Raw genomic sequence first — 12,862 nt, 5'->3', positions numbered from 1 at the left:
CCGTTCGAAGCGGGAGGGAGATCGGGCTTCTATATGAACAAAATAGAAGAAATAGGAGGCCTATATGGCATTGACTCGAAGCGAAGCGGCGTCGAAGGTGATGGTGGCGCTGGACAAGCCGGACGCCCGGGCCGCGCTGCAGCTGGCCGAACGGCTGCAAGGAAGCGGATGCTGGGCGAAGGTGGGGATGGAGCTGTTCTACGCCGCCGGTCCCGACATCGTGCGCGAGCTGAAGGCGCGAGGCTTCAACGTTTTTCTCGACGTGAAAATGCACGACATTCCCAACACGGTCAGAGGCGGAGCGCGCAGCATCGCCCGGCTCGGCGTGGACATGTTCAACGTTCACGCGGCCGGAGGTTCGGCCATGATGAGCGCCGCCGTCCAAGGCGTGCGGGATGCGATCGAAGCGGGCGACGCGCCCAACCGGCCGCTCATTATCGCCGTTACGCAGCTGACGAGCACAAGCCAGGCGACGCTAAACGACGAGATCGGCATTCCCGGCCCGGTAGAGGATGCGGTCGTGCGTTACGCCCGCTTGGCCAAGTCCGCCGGACTGGACGGCGTCGTCGCCTCCCCGCTCGAAGTGGCGGCGATCAAGTCCGCCTGCGGCGCGGACTTCGCAACCGTCACGCCGGGCATCCGGCCCCGCGGCGCCGACGCCGGCGACCAGTCGCGCATGACGACGCCGCTGGATGCGGTGCGGGGCGGCACCGACTACCTCGTCATCGGCAGGCCGATTACCGGCGCGCCGGATCCCGTTCAAGCTTTTCAAACCATTGTTGAGGAGATGAGCTCGTAATGTCCACCGTCCAACTGGAGCAACTGCCGAACGAAATCGCCAAAAGCCTGCTGAGCATAGGCGCCGTCGCCTTGCGCCCGAACGAGCCCTTCACCTGGACGTCCGGCATCAAATCGCCGATCTATTGCGACAACCGGCTGACGATGTCCTACCCGGCCATCCGCGAGCTGATCGCCGAAGGCTTCGCCGCCGTCATCCGCAGCCGTTATCCGGATTGCCAGGCGGTCGCCGGCATCGCCACCGGCGGCATCCCGCACGCCGCCTGGGTCGCCCAGAAGCTCGGCCTGCCGATGCTGTACGTCCGCGACAAGGCGAAAGGGCACGGCAAGACGAACCAGATCGAAGGGCACTTCGAGCCGGGCCAGAAGGTCGTGCTGATCGAGGATTTGATCTCGACCGGCGGCAGCTCGCTCAAGGCGGCCGTCGCCGTCCGCGAAGCCGGCTGCGTCGTGCAGGGCGTCGTCGCCATTTTCACCTACCAGTTCGCCCAGGCGCTCGATGCGTTCGCGGCGGAGAATATTCCGCTCGACACGCTCTCCAACTATACGGCGCTCATCTCCGTCGCGCTCGAGAGCGGCGCGATCCGCGAGGAAGACGTCGCGCTGCTGAAGTCGTGGCGCGAGAATCCGTCGGCATTCGGCGTTTAAGTCGGCTGCAAGCGCATGTCCGGCTCCAACCTCCAATCCGGCCCGCCCGGTTGGAGGTTTTTTGCGTTTCAAGCGGCCGCCGAGGGGGTAGATAAGGGGTATACTTTGTTCCGGAAAGGATGAATGCAATGACACCGACCTTCGAACAACTGTGGGCAAGCACGGCGGATCTGCTGCACAGAGTCAAGAAGTACGACCGGCACATGGCGTTCAGCCGCGAAATTTCCGAGATCAGCGAGGCGCACCGGATGCTCGGCGTCATGAAGAAGATGGCGGGCGCGGAGCCGATGGCGGACCGGGCGGTCGAAAAGTTGAAGCGGATGCGGCAGCGGCTGCTGACGATCATGGAGGATCTGCTGTACACCGCTTGAGTCGGGCAACGGTTGCTCGTGCAAAAAAGGGATTGCCAAAGCGCCGTTCCGCTGGTAATATGTTACATCAAACGGAAGGGTTTCTAGGGATCCGACGCCGCGGGAGGGCGACCCGGCGGGCGAACCGAGCGAGACCGGCTGGCGGCAAGGCGCCGCGCTACACCGTAGGGATAAAAGACCTTCGGCAAGTTCCGCATTCGACGCGGAGCGGGCCGGGGTCTTTTTTGCTTTACCACGACAGAGGCAAATGGAGACAGGGGGAGTATCGGGCCATGTTGGCGCTTCGTACGAGAGGGTTGAGCAAGACGTTCAAGGTGAAGCGGAAGGAGCCGGGGCTCGGGGGCAGCCTGCGTTCCCTGTTCCGTCCGCAATGGGAGACGAAGCCGGCGGTGCGAGGGATCGATCTCGATGTCGAGCAAGGAGAGACGGTCGCTTTCCTCGGCCCGAACGGCGCCGGCAAATCGACGACGATCAAGATGTTGACGGGCATTCTGCATCCGTCGTCCGGCGAGGCCGAGGTGCTGGGTTTGTCGCCCTGGAGACAGCGGGCCGAGCTCGCTTACCGGATCGGCGCCGTTTTCGGACAGAAGTCGCAGCTTTGGTACCACTTGCCTCCCGTCGACACGTTCGAGCTGATCGGCCGGGTATACGAAATGCGCCGCGACGAGTACGCGCGAAGAAGCCGCGAGCTGATCGAGCGCTTCGAGCTCGGCCCTTACCTGCATACGCCCGTCCGCAAGCTGTCGCTCGGGGAACGGATGCGGTGCGAGATCGCCGCCGTCTTCCTTCATCGTCCGCAGCTGCTGTTCCTCGACGAACCGACGATCGGGCTCGACGTCGTCGTGAAGCAGCGCATCCGCGAGTTGATCCGGGAGCGCAACCGCAGCGAAGAGACGACGGTCTTCCTGACGTCCCACGATGCGGGCGACGTGGAGGAGCTGTGCTCGCGCGTCGTCGTCATCCATCACGGCGGCCTCCTGCTCGACGAGCCGGTCGAGCGGATGAAGCGGGACGTTCTGAACCGCAAGACAATTAACGTTACGTTGGCCGATCCCGTGTCGGATGCGGCTCTGGCGCTTCCGGACGGAGCGCGCGTCGTCCGCGCGGAAGGGCGGACGTTGACGGTGGCCGTCGATCTCCGGCGGACGGCGATCGAGCAGGTGCTGGCCACGTGGATCGGCCGGGTTCGCCTCGAGGACATTACGGTCGAGGACCCGCCGCTGGAAGAGACGATCAAACATATCTACGGCATGCGCCAAGAGACGGAGGCGGGAGCATGACAGGTTGGCGATTCGTCCTGCGGGCGGCGTCCGGACGCAAGGCGGAAGCGGTGGCGCGGCTGACCGTTCAACAGCAGCTTGCGTACAAGACCGATTTTCTGCTCCGTTCCTCGTTTCTCTTGCTCATTCTATTCGTGTTCGTCCAGCTGTGGACGGCCGCTTACGGCGGGGACTCGGCGAAGGTCATCTCCGGCTTCACGATGAAGGAGATTATCTGGTATCTCGTGTTCACCGAATCGCTGACGATGGCCGCTCCGCCCTTGACCGCGAAGGTCGAGGAAGAGGTCAAAAGCGGGGACATCGCGGTGCGCCTCATCCGCCCGATGTCCTATCTCGGCTATCATTATTCGGCGTTTCTGTCCGAAGCGGCCTTTCGCTGCGCCGTCCATCTGCTGGTCGGCAGCGCCGTCGCGTGGTCGTTCGTCGGCGCACCGGACTTCGGCTTCGGGTGGCCGGGCTTTATGGCGCTCAGCCTCGGCGCTTTGACCGTAGCGTTTCTGCTGAACGCGTCCGTCGCGCTGTGCGCGTTCTGGGTGGAGGAGACGGCCGGGCTGCAGTTCGTGCTGCAGAAGCTGCAATTTACGATCGGCGGCATGCTGCTCCCGGTCGATCTGATGCCGGGATGGCTGCAACGGGTTTGCGCCTGGCTTCCTTTTCAGGCCGCGCTGTACTTGCCCGCTCGGGCGGCAGTCCATTACGACGGGGCGATGCTGCTGCGATTCGCGGCCGTTCAAATCGGCTGGATCGCCGTTCTCGGGGCGCTCGTCGCCTTCATGTACCGGAGAGGAGTGAGGAAGCTGTATGTCAACGGAGGATAACGTTAGCCGGAGCCCTTTCTCGCTGCGCCCGGACGGAGTCCCTTAGCCAAAGGGATAGGGATCGTTCGCTTCCTGCTGACCAGTTGGAAAGTCAACCTGGCCGCGGCGATGGAATACCGGCTCAGCTTCGCGCTGCTGGCCGGCATGATGTTCGTGAACAATTTGCTATGGCTGTTTTTCTGGAGCTTGTTCTTCAACCGGTTTCCCGTCGTGAACGGCTGGGAGCTCCGGGATGTCATGATGCTGTGGGCGGTAGGAGCGGGCGGCTTCGGTTGGGCGAGCGTGCTGTTCGGCAATTTCCACCGGATCGCCGCCATCGTCTCGTCCGGCCAGCTCGACGTCTACCTGTCCCAGCCGAAGCCGGTGCTGCTGGGTGTGCTGGCAAGCCGGATGTCGGTGACGGCGGCGGGCGACCTGTTGTTCGGGCTCGCCATATACGCATGGGTTGGCGACCGTTCGCTTGCCGGCGCCTGCGCATTCGCGCTCGGCCTGCTCATCAGCGGCCTGCTGTTCATGGGAGTGATGCTTATTGCCGGCTGCCTCGCTTTCTACTTGGGCAATTCGGAAGGCATTGCGTCGCAGGTGTTCAACAGCTTCGTCTCGCTGACGACGTATCCGGCCGACATTTTCCGCGGCATGGCGCGCATCGCGCTGTTCTCGATCGTTCCCGCCGGCTTCATCAGCTATTTGCCGATCGGACTGCTGCGCGACTTCGACCCCGCCTTCGCAGCCGGCGCGCTGGCGATGGCCGTCGGCAGCTGTCTGGCCGGCGCCTGGCTGTTCGGCCGCGGGCTGAAGCGGTACGGTTCCGGCAACGCCATCGCCATGCGAAGCTGACGGAAGCCGGGAGCTGACGGCCCTTCCGCAGATGAGCCGGAACGGGAAGCAGCCAAGCCGCCCGTCGTCCTTTATAATGGAAATGACGGGGAAGAACGCGCCGGCGCGTTTCGCCGCCGAACTGAACGACAGCGGGAGGAAGAAACTTGGAGACGAGCAAACGTTTGATCATCGATACGGATACGGCGGGGGACGACGTCACTTCGCTCCTGTTCGGGCTGCTATGGCCCGGCGTGCGGGTAGAAGCCATTACGACCGTGATGGGCAACATCCCGGTCGAACAATGCACGGCGAATGCGCTCCTGACGGTGGAGCGGGCGGGAAGGAGCGGGCAGGTGCCGGTCTATCGAGGTTGTGACCGCCCGCTCCTGCGGCCCCTGGTCCAGGCCGCTTACGTGCACGGTGCGGACGGGATGGGCGATTCCGGATTCCCGCCGCCCGCGATCCAGGCCGAAGCCGAGCATGCCGCGAACGCGATCGTCCGGCTGGTGAACGAGTCGCCCGGCGAGCTCGAGATCGTCGCCCACGGTCCGCTGACGAATCTCGCGGTCGCTTACATGCTGGACCCGTCCATTGCGGGCAAAATCAAACGGCTGTGGGTTATGGGCGGCTCCTGCCACTTTCGGGGCAACATCACGCCGACGGCGGAGTTCAACTTCTACGTCGATCCCGAATCGGCGCGAATCGTCTTCGAGGGCGGCTTCCCGATCACGATGGTCGGCTGGGACGTCTGCTGCCGGTACGCGCTTGTCGGCGGGAACGATCTCGAGGCGCTGAAGGCGATCGACACGCCGATCGCAAGGTTCTATCACCAGGTCAACCGCAAAGCGCTGGCGTTCAACCTGGCGAACGGGTTGGAAGGGGTCACCCATCCCGATTCCGTGACGATCGCGATGTGCCTTCGCCCGGAGCTCATCGTCCGATCGGGCCGTTACCGGGTGGAGATCGAATGCCAGAGCGAGGCGAACCGGGGCTTCAGCGCCGTCGATACGCGGCCCGCTCCCGAGAACACGCCGGCCTGGACGGGCGCCGGCCCGAACGCGGAGGTCGTCCTGGAGGCGGATTACCGGCTGTTCTACCGGATGCTGACGGCGGTGCTGCAGGGGGATTTCGGCGCTTTTTCCAACAATTGAGGCTCCTGTGAGGCTCTCTTTCTCTGATAGGATAGAGTGGTAGAATGCTGTCTTATCGGAAAAGAGGTGTCTGCACTGAGGACTTATCATTGGATTCGTTCGTCGCTTGTCGCGCTCGGCGTGCTTATCGGGATGACGCTTGCGGCGGCTTCTTCGCCCGCTTCGTCGGCTTCGGCCGGTTTGCCGTTCGACGATATCGCTTCCAGCTTCGCCAAAGCCGATATCGCGGCGCTTTACGAGCGGGGCATCGTAGGGGGCACGGGCCCGCGTACATACGAACCGGCCAAATCGATTACGAGAGCGGAGTTCGCGGCGATGGTCTTGCGCTTGTTCGGGCTGGAGCCGGTCGATGCCAGTATCCCCGCCTTTCAGGACGTCGGCCGAAAGGCGTGGTATTACGCCTCGGTGGGGGCGGCGTCGCAGCTTGGCATCGTGCGGGGAACGTCCGCCAACTCGTTCGGCCCCGGCGCGGCGGTCACCCGCGAGCAGGCGGCGGCTATTCTCGTAAGGGCGCTGCGGCTGAAAGACAAGGGGGCGGGCGATGCGCGCTCTTCCTTCAAGGATGCGGCTCAAATCGATGACTGGGCCGTCGAAGCGGTGCAGATCGCCGCGAATGCGGGCCTGATCCGAGGGGATAATGGGCTGTTCCGCCCGCATGATCCGCTCACCCGCGCGGAGACGGCTGCGCTGCTGGGCCGGATCGCGTTCCGCGACGAGTGGGAGGCCCAGTTCGAGGCCGCTCCCTCGCTGGGACTGCAGCTCGGCTGGCAATACGGGCAGACGACTTCGGAATATATCGCGAGCGTCAGCCGCTCGACCGTCAATACGCTCGTCCCGCGCGTCTTTTTTCTCGATTCGGCGAAGACGCTTACCGATGCGACGGACACGGCTCTCCTGAAGTGGGCCTCCGCGAACGGCAGGAAGGTGTGGGGAATGATCGGGAACCGCTCGAACGCAGATACCACCCATGCCATGCTGAGCGACGCGTCCAAACGCCAGACGATCGTCGCGGCGCTCGCTTCGCTCGTGCAGAAGTACGGAATGGACGGCATTAATGTCGATTTCGAAAATGTATTGCCGGACGACCGTTCCGGAATGACTTCGTTCGTGACGGAACTGGCGGCGGCGCTTCATAAGGTCGGCGCGGTGGTGTCGGTCGACGTATCGCCGGATCAGGGCGACGACTGGACGGCGGCGTTCGATTACGCGGCGCTCGGCCGTTCGGCCGACTATCTTGTGCTGATGGCCTATGACGAGCATTGGGAGACCGACCCGATCGCCGGCTCCGTATCCTCGCTTCCATGGCTGGAAAAAGGGCTGGACAAGCTGATCGGCAACGTCCCGGCGGCAAAAACGATCGTCGCCTTGCCGTTCTATACCCGACAATGGACCGTGTCGCCGAAGGTGTCGTCCCTGGAGATGACGATCGCCGAGCAGGCGGAGACGATCTCGTCGCTGACTTCCGGCACGCGCTCCTGGAACGATACGGTCGGGCAGTATATTTACACGTTCGCGAAGGGGGCGACGACGTACCGCATTTGGGCGGAGGACAGCCGCTCGCTGACGCTCAAAAGCCTGGCCGTCGCCGAACGCGGCGTTGCCGGCCTCGCCTACTGGTCCATCGGCGGGGAGACGGCCGACGTCTGGCCGGCGATCCGGAACGCGGCGAAGTACGCTTCGTTCGCGTTCGAATAACGGAGCAGCGCAGCCCCTTCATATGCTCGCCGCAGAAAGTCCGCTCATTCCGTCGGGCGTTCCGCGCACTGTAAGATCGAAAAACGATCTTACAAGCCGGGCCGCGGCACGATTGCGCGCTACCCCACCTGCTTGAGCCAACTGCGAATGTCCGCGTTCAAGTCGGCGAGGTCCGGCACCTTGACTTCCCGGTCGTGCAGCTTGTAGCGGCTTTTCAGCTCCAGTATGCGGTAGACGCTCTCGTCGATGCGCGATTCCGCGATGGAGCCGTTCTTCACGCTTTGCAGCACGGCTTGGTAAATCGTCCGCTCGTTGTCGTAGCCGTGGCCGACGAGCAGAATGTCGGCGCCCGCCCGGATGGCGTCCAAGGCCGCCTCAGCCAGCGTATAATGCTTGGCGATCGCCCCCATGCCCAGATCGTCCGTGATCACGACGCCTTTGTAGCCCAAATCGCCCCGCAGCAGCTTGCCGACGATCTCCTCCGACAGCGAGCCCGGCTTGTCGGGGTCGATTTTCGGGAACCAAATATGAGCGACCATGACGGCTTCGACGTCGTTCTTAACGGCCGCCTGGAACGGAACCCATTCCAGCTTCGCCAGCTGCGCGGGCGTCTTGTCGACGACGGGCAGCTCCAGGTGGGAGTCGACCGACGTATCGCCATGGCCGGGGAAATGCTTCACGACCGGAATGACGCCCCCTTCGCGAAGCCCCTTCATCTCCGCTAACCCGAGCTTCGTCACGAGGCTGGCCGAGCTGCCGAACGAGCGGTCGCCGATGACGGGATTGTCCGGATTGCTGTTGACGTCCAGCACCGGGGCGAAATCCATGTTGAAGCCGGCGGAGAGAAGCTCCCGAGCCAGCAGCCGGCCCATCATTCCCGCCAGCTCCGCGCTGCCGGTCCGGCCGACGGTCGCGTTCGCCGGCATCTTGACGTACTCCCTCGGCAGGCGGCTGACCCGACCGCCCTCCTGATCGACGCTGACGAAGATCGGCGCGGGATTCGGCGCGTTCTCCCGTTTGATCGAGTTGACGAGGGAGACCATGCCTTTCAAGTCCGAGATATTGTTCCCGTACAGGATGACGCCCCCGATTTTGTCCTCGCCGATCATCCGCTTGGCCTGGGCGTCCAGTTCGGTGCCGTCGATGCCCGCGAGAATCATCTGGCCGACTTTCTCCTTGAGCGTCATCCGTTGCAGCTCACGCCGGACCGGATCGGCGGGCGGCGAAGATGCGGACTCGGACGGCGAAGAGGAGGCTTCGTTGCCCGGGCCGGAAACGGAAGGCGAAGGGGACGGAGTGACGCTTGCGGACGGGGCGGAAGCGGTTGCCGACGCGGTCGGCGAGGCGGAGGGAGAGCCCGCGGGCGTATGGTCTCGGGCGCATCCCGCCGCGCCGACAACGGTTGAGACTGCCAGACAGAGACAGAGCAGCGGACGCCATGTCATCATCGTTCGCTCCTTTCGGCGAAAAGCAAGGCTCCGCCGCCCCGAACGAGGGGGTGGAGCCGGATGATAAGCGCAATGGAAGCGGATTTGTCAAGCTTTCGGCAATTCGAACGAGCTTTTGAGCGAGACGATGCGGTTGAACACCGGACGTCCCGGCGCACTGTCCTTCGGATCGACATTGAAGTAGCCGTGGCGGAAAAACTGGAACTTGTCCTGCGGAGCCGCTTCCTTCATGCCCGGCTCGACGAAGCCGCGAAGCGTCTCAAGCGAGTTCGGGTTGATCCGCTCAAGGAACGACGAATCGTCCCCTTCTTCTTCGTCCCGGATGAGCGGCTCGTACAGCCGGAATTCGGCCGGAACGGCATGGCTCGCTTCGACCCAGTGGATCGTTCCCTTCACCTTTCGGCCCGTGAAGCCGGAGCCGCTCTTCGTCTCGGGATCGTACGTGCAGCGGATTTCCACGACTTCTCCCGCATCGTTCTTCACGACTTCCTCGCATTTAATGAAGTAAGCGTGCTTCAGCCGCACTTCGTTGCCGGGGAACAGCCGGAAATATTTCGGCGGCGGAACTTCCATGAAATCGTCCTGCTCGATATAAATTTCGCGGGAGAACGGAATCTGGCGATGGCCGAGCTCTTCGTTCTCGGCATTGTTCTCCGCATCGAGCCATTCGACTTGTCCTTCCGGATAGTTGGTGATGACGACCTTGAGCGGCCGGAGAACCGCCATCGTCCGCGGAGCCTTCAGCTTCAGATCCTCGCGGATGAAATGCTCCAGCATGCGCTCGTCGACGACGCCGTAGCTCTTCGCCACGCCGATCTCGCGGCAGAACGCGCGGATCGCTTCCGGCGTGTAGCCCTTGCGCCGCAACCCGGAGATGGTCGGCATGCGCGGGTCGTCCCAGCCGTCGACGATTTTCTCGTCTACGAGCTGCTTCAGCTTGCGCTTGCTCATGACCGTGTTCGTCAGGTTGAGCCGGTTGAACTCGTACTGCCGCGGCTTCGCTTCCATCTCGCAATGCTCGACGACCCAGTCGTAGAACGGACGCTGATCCTCGAATTCCAGCGTGCAGATCGAGTGCGTAACTCCTTCGATCGCGTCTTCGAGCGGATGGGCGAACGCATACATCGGGTAGATGCACCAGGCGTCCCCCGTATTATGATGATGCGCGTGGACGATCCGGTAAATAACCGGGTCGCGCATATTGACGTTCGGCGACGCCATGTCGATTTTCGCCCGGAGCACCTTCTCCCCGTTGCCGAATTCCCCGTCCTTCATCCGCCGGAACAGGTCGAGATTCTCCTCGACCGAACGGTTGCGGTACGGGCTTTCGACGCCGGGCTCGGTCAGCGTTCCGCGGGTTTCGCGAATCTGATCCGCGGTTTGATCGTCGACGTAGGCCAGGCCCTTGCGAATAAGCAGAAGCGCCCGCTCGTACATTTCCCCGAAATAATCGGAAGCGAAAAACAGTCCGTCCCACTGGAACCCGAGCCATTGGACGTCCCGCTTGATCGATTCGACGTACTCGACGTCTTCCTTGACCGGATTCGTGTCGTCGAACCTCAGGTTCGTCCGTCCTTTAAATTCGTCGGCCAACTCGAAGTTCAGGCAGATGGATTTGGCATGTCCGATATGCAAATAACCGTTCGGCTCCGGCGGGAACCTCGTGACCACTTCGGTCACTCTGCCCGATTCGAGGTCTTCCATGATAATGTTCCGAATGAAATTCGATGACGCCGATTTGCTTTCCAATCCGACCAACCTTCCTCGCAGTAACATGTTATTTCTTCATCATACACAAAATATCCCCTCCTTATAAAGAGGCAGCGAAAAAAATCGGCTTGGCAGGCGCATTTGTCGTTCGGTGTCGAAATTTTGGTTCCGCCGTCTTCTCATGATTCTCATAAAAAAATGCTAAAGTCGTAACTTTTTGCCGGATAGCCTCGTTATAATTGTGGAAGGCAATTGGCAGAAGGAGGGAAGTCGAATGCTCGCTTGGAGACAGCGCAGCCCGTCCCGGAAGCAGCCGGGAGGCAAGCCGGACGCCGAAGAGAGAGAGAGCGGCGGAATGAGCGCAAGCGGGAACGCGGAGCCTCTGCTTACGGTGCGCGGCGTCGAAAGGTCGTTCGACGTCGGGAACCAGAAGCTCAGGGTGCTCAAGGGCATCGATTTGCAGCTTTATCCGAAGCAGCTGGTCATGCTCAAAGGACGCTCGGGTTCCGGCAAAACGACGCTGATGAATTTAATGGGAGGCCTGGACGTTCCGACGAAGGGCGAAATCTATTTTCGCGGACAGCCTTTCCACGAATGGGACGACAACCGCCGGACGGCGATCCGCCGCAAGGATATCGGCTTTATTTTCCAGGCTTACGCCTTGATGCCGCTGCTGTCCGCCTACGAGAACGTGGAGCTGTCGATGCGGATGGCGAAGGTTCCCCGCAGCGAATGGAAATCTCGCGCCACCGCTTGCCTGGAGCTTGTCGGCTTGGCCAAACGGATGCACCACCGTCCGTTCGAGCTGTCCGGGGGCGAGCAGCAGCGGGTGGCCATCGCCAAGGCGATCTCCCATCGGCCCAGCCTCATCCTGGCCGACGAGCCGACGGCGGAGCTCGATTCGCAGATGGCGGCGCAGGTGATGGCGGTATTTAGGGAGATTGTCGAGACCGAGAACATCTCGATCTGCATGACGACCCACGATACAACAATTATGGAGGTAGCCGATCATGTCTATGAAATGGTGGACGGCGTGTTCGTCTAAGGACGACGGAAAGGAGCGGCCGCACAGGCGCCGCGCCGCGGGACTGCTGGCCGTCCTAGCGCTCGCAGTGGCGGCTACGGGCTGCGGTCTGCTGCCCGACGAGCCGGCGGAGGAGGATTTGTCGACGATTCAGCTTCCGCAAATTTCCAAGAAGCCCGAGTACGAAGTGACGACCAAGACGCTGGAGACGAAGGTGCAGGCTTCCGGCAAGATCATGTCGATGCAGGAGAAGACGCTGTATTTCACTTCGAAAAATCTCGACGGCAAGTATTTGAAGAAATTATACATACATGTCGGAGACAGCGTGAAGGCCGGACAACCCATCGCGGAGCTGGACGTGGAAGACATGAAGAAGTCGCTCCGCGACCAGCAGCTCGCGTTCAGCGAAGCGGAGACGGCGATGAAGGAGACGCTTCGCCAGCGCGACGAGATGGATCCGATCGAATTCGAGAAGAAGAAGATCGCCTTCGAGCAGCAGCGCCAGGATATCGCGGATTTGCAGCAGGATATCGCCGACGCGGTGCTGACGGCGCCGTTCGACGGGACGATCGTCTCGGTCAGCGTGCAGGAGGGGGCCAGCGTCAAAGCGTACGACCCGATCGCCATCGTCGCGGACACGAGCCGGCTGGTCGTCGTCGGCACTTCGTTCTCCAAGGACGATCTGGCGAAGGTGGCCGTCGGCATGGAGGCGGACGTCGACATCAACAGCGCAGGCACGGTCAAGGGCAAAGTCAAGGCGCTGCCTTCGCCCCAGACCGACGATAACAACGGGAATGGCCAAGGCAACGGGCAGAAAATCGAGCGCATCGACGACTATCTGGTCGTCGACGTGCCGAAGCTTCCCGCGTCGGTGACGCGCGGCACGCCGCTCACGGTGTCGGTCGTCGTCAACCGCAAGGAGAACGCCGTCGTCATCCCGCTCTCCGCGCTGCGCACGATCGGCGCCCGCACTTACGTCCAGGTGGCGGAAGCGGACGGCAGCAAGCGCGAGGTCGACATCGAGGTCGGCCAGCAGACCGCGACGGAAGCCGAAGTGCTGCAAGGATTAACGCCGGGACAGAAAGTCGTAGGGCGGTAAC

General features: G+C 62.5%; 12 protein-coding genes. 10 read left to right on the top strand and 2 right to left on the bottom strand.

Annotated features, from left to right (window positions below):
- Positions 1–64: 64 nt before the first annotated feature.
- The 8 genes from pyrF to G485_RS0101395 all read left to right on the top strand — a co-directional run bounded on the left by pyrF (position 65) and on the right by G485_RS0101395 (position 7,580).
- Entirely contained in the window at positions 65–799 is a 735-nt protein-coding gene (pyrF, locus tag G485_RS0101430; protein WP_027091042.1) for an orotidine-5'-phosphate decarboxylase, read from the top strand.
- Positions 799–1,446, top strand: a complete 648-nt coding sequence (pyrE, locus tag G485_RS0101425) for an orotate phosphoribosyltransferase (RefSeq protein ID WP_027091041.1) — start codon at positions 799–801, stop codon at positions 1,444–1,446. Before pyrF ends, pyrE begins: the two co-directional genes overlap by 1 nt.
- A 128-nt stretch (positions 1,447–1,574) precedes the next feature.
- Entirely contained in the window at positions 1,575–1,817 is a 243-nt protein-coding gene (locus G485_RS0101420; RefSeq protein ID WP_027091040.1) for a hypothetical protein, read from the top strand.
- Between the two features lie 272 nt (positions 1,818–2,089).
- The gene (locus tag G485_RS0101415) at positions 2,090–3,097 is read left to right on the top strand and encodes an ABC transporter ATP-binding protein (RefSeq protein WP_027091039.1); all 1,008 of its coding nucleotides are present in this window, start codon (positions 2,090–2,092) and stop codon (positions 3,095–3,097) included.
- Entirely contained in the window at positions 3,094–3,915 is an 822-nt protein-coding gene (locus tag G485_RS0101410) for an ABC transporter permease (protein WP_051317939.1), read from the top strand. The genes G485_RS0101415 and G485_RS0101410 overlap by 4 nt, the downstream gene beginning before the upstream one ends.
- A 108-nt stretch (positions 3,916–4,023) precedes the next feature.
- A complete protein-coding gene (locus G485_RS0101405) occupies positions 4,024–4,752 on the top strand; it encodes an ABC transporter permease (protein WP_084423048.1) in 729 nt (242 codons plus the stop codon).
- A 146-nt stretch (positions 4,753–4,898) separates the two neighbouring features.
- Complete coding sequence (locus tag G485_RS0101400) at positions 4,899–5,885, top strand: nucleoside hydrolase (RefSeq protein WP_051317938.1); 987 nt, start codon at positions 4,899–4,901, stop codon at positions 5,883–5,885.
- A 66-nt stretch (positions 5,886–5,951) separates the two neighbouring features.
- Positions 5,952–7,580 (top strand): S-layer homology domain-containing protein, encoded by a 1,629-nt coding sequence (locus G485_RS0101395; protein WP_051317937.1) that lies wholly within the window; start codon positions 5,952–5,954, stop codon positions 7,578–7,580.
- A 119-nt stretch (positions 7,581–7,699) separates the two neighbouring features.
- Here the strand turns inward: G485_RS0101395 and nagZ are convergent, their stop codons facing one another.
- Positions 7,700–9,028: a beta-N-acetylhexosaminidase gene (nagZ, locus tag G485_RS24730; protein ID WP_035154326.1), complete on the bottom strand. Its 1,329-nt coding sequence runs from the start codon at positions 9,026–9,028 to the stop codon at positions 7,700–7,702.
- Between the two features lie 87 nt (positions 9,029–9,115).
- Positions 9,116–10,804, bottom strand: a complete 1,689-nt coding sequence (locus G485_RS0101385) for a glutamine--tRNA ligase/YqeY domain fusion protein (RefSeq protein ID WP_420805709.1) — start codon at positions 10,802–10,804, stop codon at positions 9,116–9,118.
- A gap of 208 nt (positions 10,805–11,012) precedes the next feature.
- Between G485_RS0101385 and G485_RS0101380 the strand changes: the two genes are divergently transcribed.
- Positions 11,013–11,783 (top strand): ABC transporter ATP-binding protein, encoded by a 771-nt coding sequence (locus G485_RS0101380; RefSeq protein ID WP_084423046.1) that lies wholly within the window; start codon positions 11,013–11,015, stop codon positions 11,781–11,783.
- On the top strand, positions 11,749–12,861 hold the full coding sequence (locus G485_RS0101375) for an efflux RND transporter periplasmic adaptor subunit (RefSeq protein WP_027091032.1): 1,113 nt from the start codon (positions 11,749–11,751) through the stop codon (positions 12,859–12,861). Before G485_RS0101380 ends, G485_RS0101375 begins: the two co-directional genes overlap by 35 nt.
- Position 12,862 lies beyond the last annotated feature (1 nt).

Source organism: Cohnella thermotolerans DSM 17683, assembly GCF_000429825.1.
Classification (GTDB): Bacteria; Bacillota; Bacilli; order Paenibacillales; family Paenibacillaceae; genus Cohnella; species Cohnella thermotolerans.
This window is presented reverse-complemented; position numbering and strand designations above follow the sequence as displayed.

Excerpts from the sequence above, each read along its gene's own strand:
- pyrF (WP_027091042.1), top strand. The coding sequence starts at position 65 with ATGGCATTGACTCGAAGCGAAGCGGCGTCGAAGGTGATGGTGGCGCTG.
- pyrE (WP_027091041.1), top strand. The coding sequence starts at position 799 with ATGTCCACCGTCCAACTGGAGCAACTGCCGAACGAAATCGCCAAAAGC.
- G485_RS0101420 (WP_027091040.1), top strand. The coding sequence starts at position 1,575 with ATGACACCGACCTTCGAACAACTGTGGGCAAGCACGGCGGATCTGCTG.
- G485_RS0101415 (WP_027091039.1), top strand. The coding sequence starts at position 2,090 with ATGTTGGCGCTTCGTACGAGAGGGTTGAGCAAGACGTTCAAGGTGAAG.
- G485_RS0101410 (WP_051317939.1), top strand. The coding sequence starts at position 3,094 with ATGACAGGTTGGCGATTCGTCCTGCGGGCGGCGTCCGGACGCAAGGCG.
- G485_RS0101405 (WP_084423048.1), top strand. The coding sequence starts at position 4,024 with ATGGAATACCGGCTCAGCTTCGCGCTGCTGGCCGGCATGATGTTCGTG.
- nagZ (WP_035154326.1), bottom strand. The coding sequence starts at position 9,028 with ATGATGACATGGCGTCCGCTGCTCTGTCTCTGTCTGGCAGTCTCAACC.
- G485_RS0101385 (WP_420805709.1), bottom strand. The coding sequence starts at position 10,804 with ATGTTACTGCGAGGAAGGTTGGTCGGATTGGAAAGCAAATCGGCGTCA.
- G485_RS0101380 (WP_084423046.1), top strand. The coding sequence starts at position 11,013 with ATGCTCGCTTGGAGACAGCGCAGCCCGTCCCGGAAGCAGCCGGGAGGC.
- G485_RS0101375 (WP_027091032.1), top strand. The coding sequence starts at position 11,749 with ATGTCTATGAAATGGTGGACGGCGTGTTCGTCTAAGGACGACGGAAAG.